This window comes from Halopseudomonas sp. 4NH20-0008, assembly GCF_057548395.1.
This window is the reverse complement of record NZ_BAAJMD010000012.1, coordinates 1-21,339: the sequence shown is the minus strand read 5'-3', so window position 1 is coordinate 21,339 and position 21,339 is coordinate 1. Positions and strand designations below refer to the sequence as shown.

Sequence of the window (21,339 nt, the reverse complement as noted above, 5' to 3'; positions counted from 1 at the left end):
GCTACACCATGACAGACGCAGTTATCGTATCCACAGCCCGTACCGCGCTGGGCAAGTCCTACCGCGGTGGCCTGAATGACACCCACAGTGTCGACATGGCCGGTTTCGTCATCGAGCAGGCCGTCAAGCGCGCCGGCATTGACCCCGCCCTGGTTGAAGACTGCATCCTCGGCGCCACCTTCCATGAAGGCGCTCAGGGCAAGAACATGGCGCGTCTGGCTGCCATCCGTGGTGGTCTGCCGGTCACTACCGCCGGTATGTCGATCAATCGTTTCTGCAGCTCCGGCTTGCAGTCCATCGCCATTGCAGCCCAGCGTGTGGTCAGCGAAAAGATCCCGGCCATTGTTGCCGGTGGTGTCGAGTCCATCAGCCTGTGTCAGAACGACAAGCTGAACATGTTCCGTGGCGTCAACGAATGGGTTAAACAGAACAAGCCCGAGCTGTACATGTCGATGATCGAGACTGCCGATATTGTGGCCGCCCGCTACAAGGTCAGCCGCGAGTCCCAGGACGAATACTCCCTGATCAGCCAGCAGCGCGTGGCTGCTGGTCAGCAGAGCGGCAAGTTTGACGACGAGATCGTGCCGTTCACCACCAGCATGAAAGTGCAGAACAAGGAAACCGGTGAAGTCAGCGACCAGCAGGTTACCCTGACCAAGGACGAGTGCAACCGTCCGACCACCACCCTGGAAGGTCTGGCTTCCCTGCAGCCGGTACGCGGTCCTGAGCATTTCGTCACCGCCGGTAACGCCAGCCAGCTGTCCGATGGCGCCTCCGTGTGTCTGGTCATGAACGGCAAGGCCGCTGAGCAGCAGAACGTTGAGCCCCTGGGTATCTTCCGTGGTTTCAGTGTCGCCGGTTGCGAGCCCGACGAGATGGGTATCGGTCCGGTCTACGCGATTCCGCAACTGCTCAAGCGCAACGGTCTGACCATGGATGATATCGACCTGTGGGAACTGAACGAAGCCTTCGCTTCGCAGGTAGTCTACTGCCGCGACAAGCTGGGCATCCCGATGGAAAAGCTCAACGTCAACGGCGGTTCCATCGCCATCGGCCACCCCTATGGTGTCACCGGTTCACGTCTGACCGGCCATGCGCTGATCGAAGGCAAGCGTCGCGGCGCCAAGTTCGTGGTCGTGACCATGTGCATCGGCGGCGGCCAGGGTGCTGCTGGTCTGTTCGAAGTCGTCTAAACCCAGCTGCAAGCCATAAGCTACAAGCTGCAAGCAAACCCGGGCCAGGCTCGGGTTTTGCTTTTCAGGTTTTACTTGGGGCTTGCCGCTTAAGGCTTGCCGCTAAAAATTCCGGAGGAATTTTTCTTGTCTCAAAAAATCATCAATACCGACGATCTGGCCTTTTTGCTCTATGAGCTGCTGGATATCGAGCGCCTTACCCAATACCCCCGCTATGCCGATCACAGCCGCGACACCTTCGACGCCGCCATTGAACTGGCCTTGAAAGTCGCCAGCGAAACCTTTGCCCCGCACAACCACGCCTGTGATGAAGACGAGCCGCGCTTCGAGAACGGCAAGGTGGTGATTCGCCCGGAAGTCGCCGAAGCCCTCAAGGTGTTGCGTGACACCGGCCTGATGGCGGCCTCGCAGGATTACGAGCGCGGTGGCATGCAGTTGCCGGCAGCGGTATCGCAGACCTGCATCGGTCTGATCAAGGGTGCCAACGTCAGTACCCAGGCCTACGCCGGTCTGACCATCGCCGCCTGCAACCTAATCATGGCGCACGGCAGCGATGAGCAGAAGCAACGCTATGCCGAGCCGATGATGGCCGGGCGCTTCTTCGGCACCATGTGCCTGACCGAGCCGCATGCCGGTTCCTCGCTGGGTGACATCAAGTCCCGCGCGGTGCCACAGGATGACGGTACCTACCGCATCAGCGGCAACAAGATCTACATTTCTGCCGGTGATCATGAGCTGAGCGAGAACATCATCCACCTTGTGCTGGCCAAGCTGCCCGACGCACCGCCCGGTGCCAAGGGTATCTCGCTGTTTATCGTCCCCAAGTTCCTGGTCAACGACGATGGCAGCCTGGGCGAGCGCAACGACGTCATGCTGGCCGGCCTGATCCACAAGATGGGCTACCGTGGTACTACCTCGACCATGCTCAACTTTGGTGAGAAGGGCGGGGCGGTCGGTTATCTGGTCGGCGAGCCGCATAACGGTCTTGCTGGCATGTTCCATATGATGAACGAGGCACGCATTGGCGTCGGTCTGGGTTCAGTGATGCTGGGCTACACTGGCTACCTGCATGCGCTTGAGTACGCCCGCGAGCGCACTCAGGGTCGCCCGCTGGCCGAGCGCGACCCATCCTCGCCCATGATTCCAATCATCCAGCACGCCGACGTAAGGCGCATGCTGCTGGCGCAGAAAGCCTTTGTCGAAGGCGGCCTGTCGCTGTGCCTGTTCTCCTCCACTCTGGTGGATGAGAAAAAGCACGCCGCCACAGCAGAAGAACGCGACGCGGCTGCCGGCCTGCTCGATCTGCTTACGCCCATCGTCAAATCCTGGCCCTCGCAGTTCTGCCTGGAGGCCAACAGCCTGGCCATTCAGGTACACGGCGGCTACGGCTACACCCGCGAGTACCCGGTCGAGCAGTTCTACCGCGACAACCGCCTGAACCCGATCCATGAAGGCACCCACGGCATTCAGGGTCAGGACCTGCTCGGTCGCAAGGTCAGCATGGCCGGCGGGCAGTTCTATCAGGCCCTGCTGCATCGCATCAGCGCCACCATTGATGCCGCCAGTGGCAGTGCCGAGCTGACAACCAGCGCCGAGCTGCTGAGCAAAGCCCTGGCCACCCTGGAAGACACTACCAGCGCTCTGCAAGCCATCAAGAAAACCGACCCCGACCGCGCCCTAGCCAACGCCTATCTGTATATGGAGTGCTTTGGTCATGTGGTGGTTGGCTGGCTCTGGCTGCGCCAGGCCCTGGCCGCACTCAAGGGCCTGAAAACCGGTGGCCCACGCCAGCCCGCCTTCTACCAGGGCAAGCTGAACACCTGCGAGTATTTCCTGCGCTACGAACTGCCCAAGCCCTTGGCTCTGGCCGAGGTGCTGCGCAGTGCCGATCGCACCACGCTGGATATGCCGGTGGATTGCTTCTGATACGGTAGGTGTGAAGACGAGAAACCGGGCCTTGGGCCCGGTTTTTTGTGCCCAATGCCATGTTGTTCCTTGTATTCCTGGTTTAGCGCTCAATCAGGTTGCCCTGTATGCTCAGGGCAAACCACACCTCATCAGGAGTCCTGCATGACAGTCACTGAGCTGCTGAAAAAGCGTATTTCTGTTCGTGCTTTTCTGGAAAAACCGGTCACGGAGCAGGCCGTCAGGCAACTGCTGGATGCTGCGCGCTGGTCGCCCTCTGGTGGCAATGTGCAGCCCTGGAAGGTGATTGTAGTCAGCGGGCAGGCGCGTGATGCGGTGGTCCACCAGGCGGCGCAGGCCCTGCAGCGTAATCCGCAGGGCGAAGCGGGTGACTATCCCATCTACCCGTCAGGCTTGCCGGAACCCTATCGCTCGCGTCGTGCGCAGATGGGCGAAGATATGTATGCGCTGATGGGTCTCCCGCGTGATGACAAGGCAGCGCGCTTTCAGGCGCTGACCCGCAACTTCCAGTTCTTCGGAGCGCCTGTGGGAGTCTTTATGGTGATTGACCGCAGCATGGGTCACGGCCAGTGGGCGCACATGGGCATGTTCATGCAGTCGCTGGTGCTAGCTGCCGAGGAACAGGGACTGGCGACCTGTATGCAGGAGGCCTGGGCCATGGTGCGTGACACCCTGCACGGGCATTTTGCGTTACCCGCCGAAGAGATGGTCTATTGCGGCATCGCGCTGGGCTATGCCGACCCCGACGCGGTGGTCAACAGCCTACGCACCACCCGCGCGCAGGTGGAGGAGTTTGCCGAGTTTCGTGGCTTCTGAACGGTTCGGAGGGCAGGCGGGAGAAGGGGGGTGGGTATCCAGAGGCCCCCTTCTCAGATTTGACGCTTGTACTTCTACGCGGCGTATTTGTCTTTCATCAGATAGGCATAGGCGGTATTGAACGCCGGCTCCTGAAAGGCCTTGAGGTCGGTCTCGGCGTAGTCAATCTGTATCGGGTTGCGCTTTAATGAGTCCTTGATATCGGTCGTGGACAGAATGATCACATCCAGATCGCTGATCAGTTCGATGGCCGCTTCCAGCTTGAAACCGACCGCACCGCCGGCAAATTTGCCCTTCATCGGCCGCTGACGAATAACCACCCGATCCACCTTGTAGTCCTGCATCAACTTGGCAAAGGTCTGCTGAAAGTAGCGCAGCTCGCGTGTGCTATTGACGTCTGTCAACGTCAGCCGCCGGGAGCGACAATCCGGCAGCTCAAAAATATCGTCCGTCAGCGACAGCAGGCAGATATTCACATCATTACTGTTGATTTCAACGCCACACACTTTCATAGAACACCCACTCTGGCTAGATCCGCGCATTGTAGCGCAAAATGCTCGGGCAATTGCGGCCGCCCTTACTGGGAGAGTTATCCATTTGCCCGTTTAGTCTGCTATCAGGCCGCAGGGGTAATACGGGATTCTTCATGCCACGCTATTCCGACGCGTCCAGTGTTACAACAGTGTCAGTCAGTCGTATCGGGGCTGCAGAAGGCGACTTTGTAATGCGCTAAAGAAATCCGTCCTCTCTTTTTGTCAGTCCCCGTTAGTCAGCATGCTTCCCAGAACATGTTCGCCTAACCACCGTTGCGCTTAACGTGGCGGGGTTCAGTGCGCAATTCAAACGTCCGCTTTCAGCGGTTGACTGTAGAAAGGTTGTAATACCGGCTTCAATCCTTTTGCACCATCAATAAACAGCTGCAAATGAGGGAACGGAATCTCGATGCCGGCTGCATCCAATGTTTCTTTTATCTGTTCAAGAATGTCGGCCGTTATTCTTGGCTGAACATCCAGATTATCTGGGGTAATCCATACTTTTACCTCTAGATTCACTGAAGAGTCGCCCAGGCTTTTCAGCAGGACCCTTGGCTCCAAGCCTTTGCCCTGGAGCACATCTGGATGTGCCAGCAAAACAGGCATCAGTGCCTCTCGTGCGGCTTTGGCAGACTCCTTGTACGCAATACCCACTGGGATATTGAGCCTGGTTACCCCTTCAGCGCTGTAATTAATGATGTCTGAGGACGCCACGCTATCGTTTGGAATCATTGTGAAGATATTATCCCGGGTACGCAGCCAGGTGGTTCGCAGGGCAATCTTGACGACTTTGCCATCTCTGCCATTAATCGTTACCCAGTCGCCAATACTGAACGGCCTTTCAATCAGTAGCGTTATACCGGCAATAAAATTCGAGAGGGTTGATTGCGCGGCAAAACCCACCGCAATCCCGACAATTCCCAGGCCGGCAATAATGGAGATGACATCGAATCCAAACTGGGCGAGCACGGCGACCACTGCCAGTGTTGTGAAGAAAACCGAAAATAGGTTTTCTGTCAGCTGGCGAATAGAGGGATCAACGTGGTAACGCGTCATGCCTTGTTTGATAAGTTGCCTGACAACTAGCCACGCTACATAAAATCCAAGGGCCACCAACCCCGCTCTTGCTATCGCCTTGAGCATTTCGGGGGACGCACCAAATTGTGCAAAAATCACCAGCAGGGCACCGAGACCGAGAATGTAACGTAGACTGCTACGCACTTGTTGAAACAAAAACAGCTTGGCTCGCTGCTTTCCAAAAACCAGGTGAGCAATACTTATCAGAACCAAATAGGCACTAAGAAATAGCCCGAGATAGAGTATGGAGACCAACAGCTGGCTGATTACCTGGACCAGAAAGTCGCCCCACACCACATCATCACCCGACAACGCCTGAAAGGCATCAGCAATATTGTGCTGCAGCTGGTCAGCCAGCTCGTCAAAGAATTTTTCAGCCATAATATTGTTCCATCCGTCTTTTCAGAAGCTTACCGGTTACATGCTTGTACCGCCCAATGTTTTTTCAGTAAAGCTCACCTGACTGATTGACCGCAAAAGGGCTGAACCACCCAATAAACCCGCCAGAACGTCAGGGTTCTAAGGTGGTGCCGTTTTGCAGGAGCTTGCTTGAGCACGAACTGGCAGGATGCAGAGTGGCAACGAATAATCTCCCTTCGCGGTCAAGCCCACTCCTACAGTTGATAGGATACGTGGGGTTATTGTAGGAGCGCGCTTGAGCGCGAATAAGCAGGTTGCATAAGGCAAATCACCTCCGTGACCAGGCCGAACTTAACAAACCCGCCTAAACGTCAAGTTATACCTAACCGCCCCAGTAGCCGAATGTGAGGCGCGTTTCCCCAGCGGCGCCACCCCATGAAAATACAATCGACTCACCCCACCCCAGACCACCACATCCCCATGCTCCAGCAACCAGCGCCCAGGCTTGTCTGAGCGCTGCAAGCCGCCGAACAGAAAGGTGATGGGTGCGCCGAGGGTGACGGAGACGATGGGGGCGGTGAGGTCTTGTTCGTCCTTGTCCTGGTGCAGGCCCATGCCGGCGCCGGTTTGGTAGCGGTTGATCAGGCAGGATTGGGGATCGAAGTGTTCAAAGCCGACGCTTGTGGCAGTCTGGTTGGCTAGCTCACGGAATGACGGAGGCATGTCTGGCCAGGGTTGGCCGGTTAGCGGGTCTTCTGTGCTATAGCGGTAGCCGCGCCGGTCGGTGATCCAGCCAAAGTCACCGCAGCTGGTTTGCTGCGAGGCCATGCTGTGGCCGCCGGGTGTGATCTGATTGCGAAACGCGGCTTGCTGTTCTATCTGGTTGATCTGTTGCAGTAACGCCTCTGCCTGAGAATTGGCATAGCCTTTCAGCAGCCAGGCATCCGGGCCAATGGCGGTGGGTTCTGTTACGGGCGGGGCGAAGAGGTCAAGACTGTTCTGCAAAGGCTGCCTCCCGGCGCAGCAGTTCGCGTTTGCGCGCTACGCCCCAGCGGTAGCCGGAGATGTCACCATCGCTGCGCAGGACGCGGTGGCAGGGCACGACAATGGCCAGCGGGTTGGCGGCGCAGGCGCCGGCGACGGCGCGGTTGGCTGTGGGTTTGCCGATTCGCTGGGCCAGCTCGCTGTAGCTGATGGTGGCGCCGTTACTGACCTGCTGCAGCTGTTCCCAGACCTGTTGCTGGAAGGCTGTGCCGCTGGTATGCAGCGGCAGACTCAGGATCAGCGTGCGCTGGGGGCGTTCTATAAAGGCGAGCAGTTGCTGGAGGTCTGATTGCAAGCGCTTGGGGTTGCTTTGCAGCTGGGCGCCGGGAAAGCGCTGCTGGAGATCCTCCAGCAGGCTGGCGTCGTCATCACCGAGCAGGATGGCGCAGATACCCTCTTTGCTGGCACCGAGCAATAAGCCACCGAGTGAGCACTGGTCTGTGAGGTAGTCGATGCTGAGTACTTGACCGGACATGCTGTTTGTCCTCTTGGTTGAGAGCTGAGCAGCATCAAGTGTCCGACTTCTGCCGACCGACAGCAAGTGCTGCTGGTCGGCGGACAGGGTTCAGACCTTCATGCCGGGCAGGTTCAGTGAGGCGGTGTTGCCGCCATCCACGGCCAGAGCCTGACCGGTGATGTAGCTGGCGTCATCGCTGCCGAGAAAAGCGATGGCGGCAGCAATTTCTTCCGGGCGGCCATAGCGGCGCAGTTCGCAGCGTGCGCCGAGCTTCTGTGCCTTGTCGTTGGCCCGTGCATAGTCGAACACTGGCTTGGTCATGCCGGTTTCCACCAGACCGGGGCAGACCGCATTGACGCGAATATTGTGACCGCCAAGATCGCAGGCGCTGGTCATGGTGAAGTTGATCACGCCGGCCTTGGAGGCGCTGTAGGCGTTACCGCCGGCGCCGGAGCGGATGCCGGCCACCGAGGCGGTGTTGACGATGGCGCCCTGACCCTGCTCGACCATTTGCCGTGACACATACTTGGTAAACAGCATGACGCCATAGAGGTTGACGCCAATGATCTTCTGCCAGGTTTCCAGGCTCTGGTCCTGCGCGGTGCTGTAGTCGCCGCCGGCGATACCGGCGTTATTGCACAGCAGGTCAATGCGGCCATAGTGCGCCAGGGTCTCGGTCACACAGCTTTCCACTTCGGCTTCCTGGGCGACATCCATGGCCTTGAGCAGCACCTCGGTGCCGGCGGGCAGTTCACTGCGGGTTTGCTCCAGGCCGTCGGCATTGCGGTCGACCAGCATCAGTTTGGCGCCTTCGGCGGCCAGACGTTTGGCGGTAGCACGGCCGATACCGCTGCCGGCACCGGTTATCAGGGCGATTTTGTTGGTATAGCGTTGCATGGCGCACTCCGGTTCTAAGCGACAAGCCGCAAGCTTCAAGCTGCAAGTCGCAGGTCGTTAAAAGTAAGGCCAGCTTGCTGCTTGCCGCTTGTTACTTGCGGCTCGCAGCGTTAGCTGCGATCAGTGGTCGATACTGGGTTCAATACCCGCGCCGTCGCTCGCGTCCACCTGCCGTTTGATCCCCAGGCTTTGTGCAACCGCGTCGTTATCAATCTGCCAACTGGCAATATCGCGCTCGAATTTCAGCGGTGAAATGGCGATGCGGCCGGCGCGCAGGGCGCCGACGTCGGTATCCAGGCCAGTGATGCGTTCGGTCTGGCGCTGGAAGCCGAGCCAGAAGTAGGGCACGTCACGGGTGTCGCGGCGGCTTTCGATATTGATGCCGCCAATGCTGCCGGCGCGGGCGCGGCAGGTGGCGACGCCGCTGACCTGCTCGGGCGGGCAAGCGGGGAAATTGATGTTCATGGCGCAGTCCGTCGGCCAGCCTTTTTCCAGCAGGGCACGGATGATGCCGGGGCCAAAGTGGCGGGCGGTGTCCCAGTGCATCTCGCTGCCCTTGTGGTAGGCCTGCGACAGGGCGATGGCCGGGATGCCCATCAGGGTGGCTGTCAAGGCGCCGCCAATGGTGCCGGAATAGGCCACCGAGTCGCTGATATTGGCGCCGCTGTTGACGCCGGACAGCACCAGATCAGGCAGCTCGGGCATCAGTTCGCCGACCGCCAGCAGAATGCAGTCGCTGGGGGTGCCGCTGACGCTCAGGCGGTTTTCGCCCATGTGATGCACACGCAGCGGCGAGTGCAGGGTGATCGACATGGATACGCCGCTCTGGTCCAGATCCGGGGCGATGATCCAGACCTCGTCGGCAATCTGCCGGGCGATCTCTTCCATGACGCCCATGCCGGGACCACGCCAACCATCGTCATTGGTCAGCAGGACGCGTTTGATCGGTTTGCTCATGGCAGCCTCGTTGTCTGTGTGATGGCACTGGCACTGGTACTGGGGCTATTTGCGCTGGGCAATGGTCCAGCCGATATCGGCCAGCACACTGGCCCGCTTGCCCACTTCCAGCGCGTCGGCATTGCTGGCATTGCCCTGCAGGGCGCGGTGATAGACACCCTGGACAATCGCGGCGAGACGGAACAGCGAGAAGGCCAGGAAGAAGTTCCAGTCCGGCACGTTACTGCGGCCGGTGAACTCGCAGTACCAGTCCAGTACCTGTTGCTCTTCGGGAATGTTCAGGGCTTTCAGATCCAGCCCCTGCATACCGCGCATGCCCTGCAGGGTGGCCGGCTGGTGGTAGGGCAGGCAGCAGTAGGCCAGGTCGGACAGCGGATGGCCGAGGGTGGCCAGTTCCCAGTCGAGAATGGCCACGACCTTGGGCTGCTCGGGGTGCAGAATCAGGTTACCCATGCGGAAGTCGCCGTGGGCGATGGTGGTGTGATCATCCTTGGGCGCGTTTTCTGGTAGCCAGGCCATCAGCGCATCCATGGACGGCATATCGCCGGTGCGGCTGGCTTCAAACTGACCACTCCAGCGTTTGATCTGGCGCGGAATGTAGCCTTCGGCCTTGCCATAGCTTTCCAGCCCGACAGCCTTCCAGTCGACATTGTGCAGCTGGGCCATGGTCTGGATCATGGATTTGTGGATCGGCATGCGCTGGTCGATGGCAACATCCGGCAGCAGCGGCTGGGAGTACACCCGACCATCGACGTGATCCATGATGTAAAAAGCCGTGCCTATGACCTCGGGGTCTTCACACAGCAGACGCGCGGTGGGCACCGGTACGTCGGTCTGGCCCAGGGCGTTGATGACCTGAAACTCACGCTCGACCATATGTGCCGAGGGCAGCAATTTGCCCGGCGGCTTCTTGCGCAGGACATAGCGTTTGTCACCAATCTGCAGTTGATAGGTCGGGTTGGATTGCCCGCCCTGAAATTGGCTGATGCGGATGCCCTTGTCGATATCCGGCAGACGGCCCTGGAGGTAGGCGGTCAGCTTGGCTTCATCAAAACGGTGCGCAGGTAGTACGTCGATCAGGGTGGCTTCGCTCATCTAGAAGGTCCTGTGAGTCTGTCGTTATAGGATGTTGGCGTTACAAGGGTTCATAAGCTAACACGCCAGACCCGAGTCTGGCGCGATAGTAGCCTACTGAATCAGCGCTTATCAGGCGATGGTATCGCCGCCATCGGCAACAATGGTCTGGCCTGTGACATAGGCACCGGCAGCCGAGGCCAGGAACAGCGCCACACCTGCGATATCGACGGGCTCACCAACACGGCGCAGCGGCAGCTTTTCTTCGACCTTGCGCAGGCGGTCCGGATCGTCCAGCAGGGCCTGGGCGAAATCGGTGCGGATCAGACCGGGGGCAATGCTGTTGACGCGAATGCCCTTGGGACCCCATTCCAGCGACAGATTGCGCGCCAGACCGGCTTCGGCGGCCTTGGACATGCCGTACACGCCAATATTGGCGCTGGCACGCAGACCGGCAATGCTCGACAGCAGTACGATCGATCCGCCACCCTGTTCAACCATGTGCGGGATCACCATGTTGCAGAGCCAGAAGGTGCCCTTGACATTGGTACCCATGATCTTGTCAAAGGCCTCGTCGCTGACGCTGTGGGTGGGGCCATAGACCGGATTGGTGGCGGCGTTGCAGACCAGAATGTCGATCTTGCCGTAGGCGGCCAGAGTCTGATCCACCAGGTTCTGCAACTGCGCCTTGTCGCCGACATGGCAGGCCACCGGCAGGGCATCAAAGCCCTGTGCCCGCAGCTCACCCGCGACTTGCTCACAGACATCCGCCTTGCGGCTGGAAATCACCACCTTGGCACCGGCCTTGGCATACTCCTCGGCAATCGCCTTGCCGATGCCCTTGGTGGAACCGGTAATGATCGCGACTTTGCCGGTTAGATTGAACAAACCGCTCATAGGGGGCTCCTGCGTTGTTGTTTAGATTTTTCGGTTAGGAGAGGGCTGGCTGGGCTGGAAGCTGAAAGCTTGAAGCTGAAAGCCTTAACCCGGTGTGGGTTGTTGGTTTTGGGTGTGGGCCATGGCGACGTATTGGTCTCACACTTGTTTCCCTGACCACACCGAAAACCGTCTTCCAGCTTCCAGCTGATGGCCAATATTAGAGATATTGCCCCATTTCCAACTTGGCGATGGTGCCCAGGTGGACCTCGTCCGGGCCGTCGGCCAGGCGCAGGGTGCGGGCCTTGGCGTAGGCGGAGGCGAGGAAGGTGTCCTGGCATACGCCCTTGGCGCCGAATACCTGAATGGCACGGTCAATCACGTTGCAGGCCATGGTCGGCGCGACGGCCTTGATCATGGCGATCTGCTGACGGGCGACCTTGTTGCCGTAAAGGTCCATGCTGCGCGCGGCATGCAGGGTCAGCAAGCGGGCCTGGTCGATCTCGCAACGGGATTTGGCGATGGCTTCGGCGGTGCTGCCGTGCTTGTACAGCGGCTTGCCGAAGGCAACACGCTCGGCGGCGCGGCGGCACATGGCTTCCAGTGCGCGCTCGGCAATACCGATGCTGCGCATGCAGTGGTGAATACGGCCTGGCCCGAGGCGGCCCTGGGCAATCTCGAAGCCGCGGCCTTCACCCAGCAGCATGTTGGACACCGGGACGCGCACGTTGTCGTAGATGATTTCGGCATGGCCGTGCGGCGCATGGTCGTAACCGAATACATGCAGGTCACGGACGATGGTCACGCCGGGGCTGTCGAGCGGCACCAGAATCATGCTCTGTTGCAGGTGCTTGGGTGCATCCGGGTCGGTCTTGCCCATGACGATGGCGATCTTGCAGTGTTCGTTCAGGGCTCCGGAGGACCACCACTTGGTGCCGTTGATCACGTACTCGTCGCCTTCACGGCGGATTTCGCACTGGATATTGGTGGCGTCGGAGGAAGCGACATCGGGCTCGGTCATGGAGAAGCAGGAGCGGATTTCGCCAGCCAGCAAGGGCTTGAGCCACTGTTCTTTTTGCGCTTCATTGCCGTAACGTTCGATGGTTTCCATGTTGCCGGTGTCCGGCGCGCTGCAGTTGAAGACTTCACCGGCAAAGGACACCCGGCCCATGATTTCACACAGGTGGGCATATTCCTCGTTGTTCAATCCGGCGCCGCGCTCGGAGTGGGGCAGGAACAGGTTCCACAGTCCTTGGCTGCGGGCTTTCTTTTTCAGTTCTTCAAGGATCGGCGGATGGCCCCATTTGTTCAGCTTGACCTGTTCGTAGAACAGCGCTTCGTTGGGATAAATGTGCTCATCCATAAAAGCGTTGAGCTGGTCCTTGAGTTCCTGAACGCGGGGGCTGACGTCGAACATGGTGCTTCCTTCTGGAGTCGGTGATGAGGGCAAGATTTAACTTGCAGTGACTCTATCGGTCGCGAGACAGAATCGAAACTATGTCCCATAAATGGAATAGATCTGTATAAGCATCCATGATGAAAGGGGGCTGGAATTATAAATTCTGAATGACCGTTTTCAGGCGCGGCAGGTCCTTGGGCTCATCCAGATCCCATAATGCTGGACCTTCCCACAGGCTCAGACCGGCCTGTTGCAGGCGCGTGCGGGTTTCATGCATGACGTCGGCGTGACTCCACTGCATACCAATAAAGGCTGCCGGGTTGGGTGTGCGTTGACCGATCAGCACATAGCCGCCGTCTTCACTGGGGATGATGGCGGTGTCCGACGTTTCCAGCGCCTTGTTGGCCTGTAGCAGGTGCGCGGTAGTGAGTGGCGGGCAGTCCGTGCCGATCAGCAATGCACCCTGGGGGTGTTCAGCCAGCGCGTTGGCCATGCGCTGGCCAAGGTCATCGCCCTGTTGAACACGCAGGGTCAGATGGAATTCGTCGGCCAGGGCGTGGAACAGCGGATGCTGGCTGTCCGGTGCGCAATACAGCAGGCGCTGGCCGGGCCAGTCGCAGGTTTGCTGCAGACAGTGACGCAGTAGCCGCTCGTACAGCTGGGCTGCACCCTCGGCGCCCAAAGCCGGAATCAGGCGGGTCTTGACCTGGCCAGGGACCGGGGCCTTGGCAAAGATCAGGAGTGGGCGGTTGGCGCCGCTGGTTGAGATGGAACCCGACCCCTCCGGGGGGGCGGTTTTATGGCTTGGGGTGCTGTAGTACTGGCGTACCAGACGTTCGGGCGAAACACATGCCCAATACTGCAGGCGGATCCACCACATCAGGATGATGGTTCGCCAGACGCCATGTTTTTGCCATTTGCGGCTGGAGGTTGTCAGTTTCTGACGCAGGCAGGCCGGGCGCGAGATTCGGCGCAGGCGGCGGCTGAGTTCGATATCTTCCATCAGCGGGATATCAGCGTAACCACCCAGTTGCTTGAAGAGCTCGCGGCGCACGAATAGTGCCTGGTCGCCAGTGCAGATGCCGGTGAGGCGTGAGCGCTGGTTCATCATCCAGGCGACCAGGGTGAGTAATGGGGAGGCGGGTGTCAGGCGGACATCGAAGCGGCCCCAGACTGGGGGTGTGGTCTGTGAGCTCGCTTTCGCGGCGGGGGTGCTGCTCCTGCCAGAACCCTTTTCGCGGTCAAGCCCGCTCCTACAGGGTTGGGTGGGGTTTGGGGTTGGGGGTTGGCGATTCGTGGTGGGGCTGCTGCTATCAGAAACCCCTTCGCGGTCAAGCCCGCTCCTACAGGGTTGGCTGGGTACAGATGTGGGGTTTGGTTTTGGTGGGAGCGGCGGCCTCGCCGCGAAGGGGGGTTGGCCAAACACGGCGGCCTGCACCAAGGCCACAAAGCCCTCAGGTAGCCGTGTATCGGCATGCAAGAACAACAACAGATCCCCGGTGGCTACCGCAGCGCCCGCATTCATCTGTCGGGCTCGCCCTGCATCTGCTGTCAGCACCTGGTCAGCCAAGCCCAGAGCCAATTCACAGGTGCTGTCGCTACTGCCACCATCCACCACAATCACTTCAATGTGGTCACGCAGTGATTGCAACGGCAGCAGGGCGTCGGTTATCCCTGCTGCCTCGTTCAATACCGGCATGATCACCGATAGACGCATGCTCAGCGACCCAGGCGCCAGTTGTGCAGGCGCTGAACCCAGCGCAATACGGCTTGCGGGGCGTGTGCGCGCTTCCACTCGCCGGCGGCGTACTTGTTGGCTTCGGCCATGGTCGGGTAGCTGTGGATGGTGCCGAGAATCTTGTTCAGCCCCAGGTTGTACTTCATCGCCAGGACATACTCGGCGAGCAGTTCACCGGCATGCTGGCCGACAATGGTGACGCCCAGAATGCGGTCCTTGCCCGGTTCCGTCAGCACCTTGACGAAGCCCTCAGCGGCCTGATCGGCAATGGCTCGGTCAAGATCATCAATACCGTAGCGGGTGACCTCATAGGCAATACCCTGCTTGTTGGCTTCGGTTTCCGATAGGCCGACACGGGCGACTTCCGGGTCGGTAAAGGTCACATGCGGTATTACCCGGTAATCCACCTTGAAACGCTTGAAGCTGCCGAACAGCGCATTGACCGCCGCATACCAGGCCTGATGTGCGGAGACGTGGGTGAACTGATAGGGGCCGGTGACGTCACCTACGGCGTACACGTTGGGAAAGCGCGTGGCCAGGTATTCATTGGTGTCCAGGGTGCCGTTGGGGCGTACCGTCAGTCCCAGTGTTTCGGCACCGTAGCCGTTGACATTGGCCTTGCGACCCACTGCAACCAGCACTGCGTCAAAGCTGATGCGCAGCTCCTCGGCGCTATCGCTGTGCCGCATCACCAACTGCTGCTCACCGTTCAGCAGTTCAAAGCGCAGGGCTTCATGTTGAACCCGTACATCAACCCCTTCAGCGATCAGATGCTGCATGACCAGTGCGCTGGCATCGCTATCTTCGCGGGGCAGCAGGCGTGCGTCACGCTCAACCTGAATGACCTGGCTGCCGAGACGCTGGAATGCTTGCGCCAGTTCGCAGCCAATCGGGCCACCACCGAGAATCACCAACCGTGCTGGCTGCTCGCGCAGGGACCAGATGGTATCCGAGTTGTAGGCCTTGACCTGATCCAGGCCGGGGATCGGCGGCATGAAGGGGCGCGCACCGGCGGCAATGATGATATTGCGCGTGCTCAGGGTCTGGCCGTTGACTTCGACATGCCATGGCGAGGTAATGGTCGCCGCCCCCTGAATCACATCCACGCCCAGCCCGGTATAACGTTGCACCGAATCATGCGGTTCGATATCGCCGATGACGCGCTGGATGCGCTCCATGACCCGGGCAAAATTGACCTCGGCGCTGGCGGTGTTGTACCCCAATGCGTGGGCCTTGCGTACTTCGGCTGCCAGCTTTGCTGATCGAATCAGCGCCTTGGATGGCACGCAGCCGGTGTTCAGACAGTCGCCGCCCATGGCGTGTTTTTCGATCAGGCTGACATTGGCTTTGACGGCGGCGGCGATGTAGGCACTGACCAGGCCGCCGCTGCCGGCACCAATTACCACCAGATTGCGGTCAAAGGCCTTGGGCTTGCTCCAGCCATGATAAACCCGGCGGGCCTTGAGCACATCCAGCAGTTTACGGGCAATCAGCGGGAACAGGCCGAGCAATACAAAGGCGCCCAGCAGACCGGGGGAGGCAATGCCGCCCAGCGACTCGAGCTGGCCCAGTTCGCGACCGGCATTCACATACACCAGGGTGCCGGGCAGCATGCCCAGTTGGCTGACCCACCAGAAGGTGGATGCCTTGAGCTTGGTCAGGCCCATGGCCAGGTTGATCAGAAAGAACGGAAACACCGGGACCAAACGCAGGGCGAACAGGTAAAAGGCACCTTCCTGGTCGACGCCGCGGTTCAGCGCGTCGAGTTTTTTGCCAAAGCGTTGCTGTACCCAATCCTGCAATAGAAAACGACTGATCAACATGGCCAGGGTAGCGCCCAGCGTGGAGGCAAAGGACACCAGCACAAAGCCCCAGCCGAGCCCGAATAGGGCACCGCCCACCAGCGTCATCAACGCCGCACCGGGAAGGGACAGGGCCGTGACCAGCACATAGACCACAAAGAAAATGCCCGCGGCCAGCCAGGGGTTGGCCGCTACCTGCGCGTTCAGCGCCTGCTGCTGGGCTTTGAGGGCGTCCAGACTGAAGTGCTGGTTGAGATCAAAGATAAAGAAACCCGCCACCAGAGCAGCAATCAGGGCGAGTAGCAGTAATTTGCCAGTTTTCATCAGTTCAGGGCCTCCGCGGCGCGCTGGGAATTATTGATTGTAGATGGCCGTGAGCTTGTCAAAACGCTCGCGATTCAACCCCAGGTCCGACTTGCCGGCGCGGCTGGCGGAGCGGAAATGAACCTGCTGGCTTGCTTCATTCAGGTAAAACTCGGCGTCATCGCGATAGCGCATCAGCGGTGTGACAAAGACCACACGCAGATAGTTGCTCTGATCCTCGACGATCTCGGCACCCTCAAACTGGTTCAGTGTGTGTCGAATCGCTGCCATAGTGGTAGCCAGGTCTTCCTTGAAGGGCCATGGTTCGACCTGTTTTGATGGGTCGTCGGTCTGCGTAGAAACGCCGTTGGGATTGGCGCTCAGCGGTTTGAGCTGACCATTCACATGACCCAGCTCGGGTACCTGGCTGTTCTGCCAGAACAGAAACCCGCAGCCGGACAGCAGCACCAATACCACCAGAATCAGAACAATTTTCATAAGACACCTGTCAGAAAAGAGGGTTAATTTATCTTGCGCGCAAATCATTTAGCGGTGGAACAATAAGTCAGAGCGCTTGACCGGTCAATACCTTGCGCGCAAAATAAAATCTGTTCATTTACAGGGTGGCGCCATGCCCCGGTCAACTCAACTCAAAGAACCCCTTCTGCTGCGCAATCAGCTTTGCCATGCACTCTACAGTGCCAGTAATGCGCTGGTGCGTGCCTATCGCCCGTTACTGGAGCCACTGGATCTGACCTATCCGCAGTATCTGGTGATGCTGGCGCTATGGGAGCATGATGATGTGCCCATCAAGCAACTGGTCGAAGATACGCGCCTGGACTCCGGTACCCTGACGCCGATTCTCAAGCGGCTGGAACAAAAGGCCCTGGTGCGCCGCCGCAAGGGTGATCTGGACGAGCGCCAGTGGCTCATTCAGCTGACCCCTGCGGGTGTTGATCTGCGCGAACAGGCTGCTGAGATACCGCTGAAACTGTTCTGCATGACTAGCCTGAATCTTGAACAGGCGCGGGCCCTGAAACAGGCGGCCGAGCAGATTTATCAAGATGTACTGCACTCTGCCGACTGCCAGCAGCCGGATTAAATGCTCAGACCAGTGCGCCGCTACAGCTTGAACCCTGGCCGGCGGTACAGGCAAAGCAATGATCGCGGGTAACAATCGGCTGGTTGTTCAGTTCGGCTGAGAGCAGATCACGCAAGTGGCTGCGATCCTTTGCCAGTATCGGCATGGGCAGGTCCAGCATCTGGTTGAAATCGCAGTCGTACAGGTAGCCCTGCCAATCAACGCTGACTTGGGAGCGGCACATCAGACCGGGGATATTCGCGGCACTGAAGTTGTCCTTGAGCAGTTGCATATAGCCATTGAACTGGCCCTTGCTGACAAGGGTGCTGCCAAAACGTGCAATCGGCTGGTTGGTAATAGTGTGCAACTGATTGAAAACAATGCCGAAGTCTTCTGCCAGGTGGGACTTGTAGTCCGCCTCCAGCGCCTGCTGTGGTGGCGGCAGGCTCGGGCCCTGCGGGTTGTAGACCAGATTCAGCTCCAACCCTGAGCCAGGTTGACCATAGCCAAGCTGATTGAGCTTTTGCAGTCCGGCAATGCTGCGTTCAAACACCCCGTCGCCGCGTTGTTTATCCACGTTGTCCCGCGAGTAGCAGGGCAGTGAGGCGGAAATCATTACCCCCTGGTTGGCGAGAAACTCGGCCAGGTCTTCGTAGCCCGGTTCCGACAATATGGTCAGATTGCAGCGGTCAATGACGTTAACGCCCTGTTGCCGGGCATGAACAACGATATCGCGAAAACGCGGGTGCATTTCCGGTGCACCGCCGGTCAGATCCAGAGTGGTAACCGCATGGGCCTGGAGTACGCTGTAGAGCACCTCCAGCACCTCATCACTCATGGCCTCGGTGCGCGTGGGTCCGGCATTGACATGGCAGTGCAGACAGCGCTGGTTGCAGGTGTAGGTCAGGTTGACCTGCAGGGTCGTCAACTGTCCACGGCTGATCGCGGGAAAGGCGAGGTTGTCGAGCAGGGGCAGGGTATCGCGCACAGCCGGTATCCTTAAATGTAGGGATTGGTACATAGAGCCAATTGAAGACTATTTGTTACAGCTTGGCAGCAAAACTACCCTAAGGCACAGGAAACAACTGTGTCTAGCTGTTATGGTGGCTGTTACATTTTTCAGGAGCAAAGTGAGGTTGACCATGTTCAGAACCCTCAGCGGGATGCTGCTTTTCGCACTGTCTTTCGGCGTCAGCTCACAATTGGCCGAGACGCCACCCATGCCGCCAGTATTGGAATTCGAGCAGGTGGAGGACATTCGTGCGGCGGTATCCAGCACCAACAGGTCGATTTCCAATGTCATGCGTGATGCCCACCGTAATCCGCAGGCAACCCTCGAGTTTTTTGCCATCACCAGGGATCAGACAGTGCTGGAAATCTGGCCGGGGGCAGGTTGGTACACTGAGATTCTTGCGCCGCTGGTCCGTGATGAGGGCCACTTTATCGCCGCGCATTTTGATCCCGAGAGTTCGGTCGAGTTTTTCCGTACCTCGCGGGAGAGCTATGAGACCAAGCTGCAGCGCGCGCCCCGTGTCTATGACAAGGTTGAGCTGCGTACGCTGAATTTTGACCCTGAGCTGCCGATCGCCGAGCCGGGCTCGGTTGATCGGGTGTTGACCTTCCGCAATGTGCACAACTGGCTCTCGGTGGGTATGGATGAAACCCGTCTGGTTTTTGCCAAGATGCATGCTGCGCTCAAGCCCGGTGGCATGCTGGGTCTGGTCGAGCACCGGGCACATGCAGGGGCTGATCTGGAAACCATGATCAAGACCGGCTACGTCACAGAACAACTGGTGCTTGAGCTGGCGGAAGAAGCGGGATTCCAGTTTGTTTCCCGCAATCCGGTCAACCAGAATGCCCAGGACAACAAGGACCATCCTGAAGGTGTCTGGACCTTGCCGCCCACTCTGCGACTGGGTAATGAGAATCGCGCCCACTACATGGCTATTGGTGAGAGTGATCGGATGACCTTGTTGTTTGTTAAACCGGAGTAGGATGGGCTGCGAACGACCCTGCGATTGGCCGAGTTCCACCTCGGTCAGCGGTGGTTCAGGTAACGCCTTTGGTCGAGGTGGAACTCGACCCTCCCAGGAAAACCCTAAATCGGATTCCGTGCAGTGCCCCTCCCCCGGGATCGAATTACTTCAGTCAGTTGACGCGTCGGTTTTCCTGAACTGCTCGCGAAAGGCTGTGGGGCTCATGCCGGTCCAGCGTCGGAATGCCCGGGTAAAGCTGCTGGGGTCCAGAAAGCCCATTTCGTAGGCAATGCTGGTCAGCGACAGGTTGCCTTCTATAATCATGCGTATGGCGGATTCGCGCCGGACCTCATCAAGCAGTTGTTCGTAAGACGTGCCCTCCTGACTGAGCTTGCGGCGCAAGTGCCGAGGGCTGATATTCAGTGGTACGGCAATACGCTCTACGCTGAGATCACCTGAGTCGAGCAGTTGATGGATATGACGCTTGACCTGCTCGACCAGGTCGTTGCTCGGCATGCTGGATAGCAGATCCTGCAAGGCGACCGTCAAGCGGGGTAGCAGGAACTCATCGGCACTCGGTAATCTTTGGTCTATCAGATCGGGTGCCAGCGACAAGCGATAACGGTCGCTGACGACCAGTTCTGAACAGTTCAACAAGCGCTTGCAGTGTGCGATATCCAGGTTGTCACGACCCAGACTGACGCCTTTGAGCAGGCCTTGTTCACGCTGATCCAACTGATGAATCAGCTGGGTGAGATAGCCGGTCATGGCTTCCACGTGATGCACATGCGGATTGCCCTGTGGCAGAAGGGTAATGTGAGTTCCGTGCTCGTCAGCGAGCACCTCCAGCTTCACTTGTGTACTGACGACTGCAAAAAATCGCCCTACATTTTCCAGTGCTGCAGCAATGGTTGGGCTGGCTCTGGACGTCAATATCAAGGCATCCATTGAGGTTGGCCGGAACAGGCGATTCAGGCGCAACCCGAATAGCGGATCATCCGAGAGACGCAGAGCCTCTGACCAGATCAGTGAGCAGGCGGCCTGGTCAAAAAAACCATTCGCGCCATGACCATTGGCAAGCAGGGACCGAATCAGATCAGAGTCTTGCAGGCTGCGTTCGTAATGACTCAGCGCCTGATCAATGACTTTTAGCCAAAAGGCCCGCTCAACCGCTCTGGTTGAATGTTTGCTTTTATAGGTATCCTGCATGCTTGCGATCCTGTGCTGACGCTCGCAACTGCGTAATTGGCGAAGCTGTCATGTCAGCGCAGCCTACGCAGCGCCCAAAGCGCAGTCAATCACGTGAAACAAAATTCCGCTTTGCGAAATGCATGAGCCCATTAATATTGCAAGTTGCGTAATTTGAGGGGGAGTGATTTCAGGTCAATATGGATCAGCGAACGATATTTTGGAAGGTCCCGTATAGCGTTAGTTTGTGTCCTAGTTAAGCATTGAATAGCCTGTTCCAGAAGCCTTACGACTCGCAAGTCGAGCTCAAGCTTGTGACTTCAGTTGGCTGATAGGGTAATCCGCCACCCTGTCCGAAAATAGTGCCGATTATTTCCATGAATGGCCGTTTGGGTTAATTAGTTTGGCCTTTTAGGGCAAGTCATTTTGCTGGTGCGCATGCCAGACTGATTGGGTCCTGAACGTGACCTTGATGTTACGCAGGTTCTTGTACCCAAACGGAGCAGCACAATGACAAAAAAAATGCATGCTTGGTCGCTCGCGGCCTTGCCCCTGGCTATTGGTCTGGCCAGTTTCGCTGGTTCTGCTAATGCAGCTAACTTCAATATCGGACCTGTTCAAGCCCAGTTTGACTCCCAGTTG

The 21,339-nt window shown here is 58.5% G+C and carries 19 protein-coding genes; 5 read left to right on the top strand and 14 right to left on the bottom strand.

Annotated elements, in window-relative coordinates; translation table 11 throughout:
• Nucleotides 1-8: 8 nt before the first annotated feature.
• The 3 genes from AC27HQ_RS12590 (at nt 9) to AC27HQ_RS12580 (ending at nt 3,935) form a co-directional block, all read left to right on the top strand.
• Nucleotides 9-1,193 carry an acetyl-CoA C-acyltransferase gene (locus AC27HQ_RS12590; RefSeq protein WP_487156526.1) on the top strand — a complete coding sequence of 395 codons (1,185 nt, stop codon included), beginning with the start codon at nt 9-11 and terminating at the stop codon, nt 1,191-1,193.
• Between the two features lie 126 nt (nt 1,194-1,319).
• A complete protein-coding gene (locus tag AC27HQ_RS12585) occupies nt 1,320-3,119 on the top strand; it encodes an acyl-CoA dehydrogenase (protein WP_487156525.1) in 1,800 nt (599 codons plus the stop codon).
• Between the two features lie 144 nt (nt 3,120-3,263).
• Nucleotides 3,264-3,935, top strand: coding sequence for a nitroreductase (locus AC27HQ_RS12580; protein ID WP_487156524.1), 672 nt, complete (start codon nt 3,264-3,266; stop codon nt 3,933-3,935).
• A gap of 74 nt (nt 3,936-4,009) precedes the next feature.
• On the opposite strand, the gene AC27HQ_RS12575 is transcribed toward AC27HQ_RS12580, so the two are convergent.
• The 12 genes from AC27HQ_RS12575 to AC27HQ_RS12520 all read right to left on the bottom strand — a co-directional run bounded on the left by AC27HQ_RS12575 (nt 4,010) and on the right by AC27HQ_RS12520 (nt 16,950).
• Complete coding sequence (locus tag AC27HQ_RS12575; protein ID WP_487156523.1) at nt 4,010-4,447, bottom strand: DUF3010 family protein; 438 nt, start codon at nt 4,445-4,447, stop codon at nt 4,010-4,012.
• Nucleotides 4,448-4,774: 327 nt separating this feature from the next.
• Entirely contained in the window at nt 4,775-5,926 is a 1,152-nt protein-coding gene (locus AC27HQ_RS12570; protein ID WP_487156522.1) for a mechanosensitive ion channel family protein, read from the bottom strand.
• A gap of 330 nt (nt 5,927-6,256) precedes the next feature.
• Nucleotides 6,257-6,910: a DNA oxidative demethylase AlkB gene (alkB, locus tag AC27HQ_RS12565; RefSeq protein WP_487156521.1), complete on the bottom strand. Its 654-nt coding sequence runs from the start codon at nt 6,908-6,910 to the stop codon at nt 6,257-6,259.
• Nucleotides 6,894-7,424: a methylated-DNA--[protein]-cysteine S-methyltransferase gene (locus tag AC27HQ_RS12560; RefSeq protein WP_487156520.1), complete on the bottom strand. Its 531-nt coding sequence runs from the start codon at nt 7,422-7,424 to the stop codon at nt 6,894-6,896. The genes alkB and AC27HQ_RS12560 overlap by 17 nt, the downstream gene beginning before the upstream one ends.
• A 90-nt stretch (nt 7,425-7,514) precedes the next feature.
• Nucleotides 7,515-8,303, bottom strand: coding sequence for an SDR family NAD(P)-dependent oxidoreductase (locus AC27HQ_RS12555; protein ID WP_487156519.1), 789 nt, complete (start codon nt 8,301-8,303; stop codon nt 7,515-7,517).
• A gap of 120 nt (nt 8,304-8,423) precedes the next feature.
• Entirely contained in the window at nt 8,424-9,260 is an 837-nt protein-coding gene (gene surE, locus AC27HQ_RS12550) for a 5'/3'-nucleotidase SurE (RefSeq protein ID WP_487156518.1), read from the bottom strand.
• Nucleotides 9,261-9,305: 45 nt separating this feature from the next.
• On the bottom strand, nt 9,306-10,355 hold the full coding sequence (locus tag AC27HQ_RS12545) for a phosphotransferase (RefSeq protein WP_487156517.1): 1,050 nt from the start codon (nt 10,353-10,355) through the stop codon (nt 9,306-9,308).
• Between the two features lie 111 nt (nt 10,356-10,466).
• Nucleotides 10,467-11,231: an SDR family NAD(P)-dependent oxidoreductase gene (locus AC27HQ_RS12540; protein WP_487156516.1), complete on the bottom strand. Its 765-nt coding sequence runs from the start codon at nt 11,229-11,231 to the stop codon at nt 10,467-10,469.
• A 199-nt stretch (nt 11,232-11,430) separates the two neighbouring features.
• The gene (locus AC27HQ_RS12535) at nt 11,431-12,627 is read right to left on the bottom strand and encodes an acyl-CoA dehydrogenase family protein (RefSeq protein ID WP_487156515.1); all 1,197 of its coding nucleotides are present in this window, start codon (nt 12,625-12,627) and stop codon (nt 11,431-11,433) included.
• Between the two features lie 136 nt (nt 12,628-12,763).
• A complete protein-coding gene (locus AC27HQ_RS12530) occupies nt 12,764-14,326 on the bottom strand; it encodes a TIGR04282 family arsenosugar biosynthesis glycosyltransferase (protein ID WP_487156514.1) in 1,563 nt (520 codons plus the stop codon).
• 2 nt (nt 14,327-14,328) lie between these two features.
• A complete protein-coding gene (locus tag AC27HQ_RS12525; RefSeq protein ID WP_487156513.1) occupies nt 14,329-16,473 on the bottom strand; it encodes an FAD-dependent oxidoreductase in 2,145 nt (714 codons plus the stop codon).
• Between the two features lie 30 nt (nt 16,474-16,503).
• The gene (locus AC27HQ_RS12520) at nt 16,504-16,950 is read right to left on the bottom strand and encodes a DUF1499 domain-containing protein (RefSeq protein ID WP_487156512.1); all 447 of its coding nucleotides are present in this window, start codon (nt 16,948-16,950) and stop codon (nt 16,504-16,506) included.
• A 133-nt stretch (nt 16,951-17,083) separates the two neighbouring features.
• Between AC27HQ_RS12520 and AC27HQ_RS12515 the strand changes: the two genes are divergently transcribed.
• Nucleotides 17,084-17,554 carry a MarR family winged helix-turn-helix transcriptional regulator gene (locus AC27HQ_RS12515; RefSeq protein WP_487156511.1) on the top strand — a complete coding sequence of 157 codons (471 nt, stop codon included), beginning with the start codon at nt 17,084-17,086 and terminating at the stop codon, nt 17,552-17,554.
• A gap of 4 nt (nt 17,555-17,558) precedes the next feature.
• Here AC27HQ_RS12515 and arsS read toward each other — a convergent pair whose 3' ends face one another.
• Nucleotides 17,559-18,521 (bottom strand): arsenosugar biosynthesis radical SAM (seleno)protein ArsS, encoded by a 963-nt coding sequence (gene arsS, locus AC27HQ_RS12510; protein WP_487156510.1) that lies wholly within the window; start codon nt 18,519-18,521, stop codon nt 17,559-17,561.
• Nucleotides 18,522-18,675: 154 nt separating this feature from the next.
• On the opposite strand from arsS, the gene AC27HQ_RS12505 reads away from it, so the two are divergent.
• Entirely contained in the window at nt 18,676-19,527 is an 852-nt protein-coding gene (locus AC27HQ_RS12505; protein WP_487156509.1) for a class I SAM-dependent methyltransferase, read from the top strand.
• Between the two features lie 150 nt (nt 19,528-19,677).
• Here the strand turns inward: AC27HQ_RS12505 and AC27HQ_RS12500 are convergent, their stop codons facing one another.
• Nucleotides 19,678-20,718 carry an AraC family transcriptional regulator gene (locus AC27HQ_RS12500; RefSeq protein ID WP_487156508.1) on the bottom strand — a complete coding sequence of 347 codons (1,041 nt, stop codon included), beginning with the start codon at nt 20,716-20,718 and terminating at the stop codon, nt 19,678-19,680.
• Between the last annotated feature and the right edge of the window lie 621 nt (nt 20,719-21,339).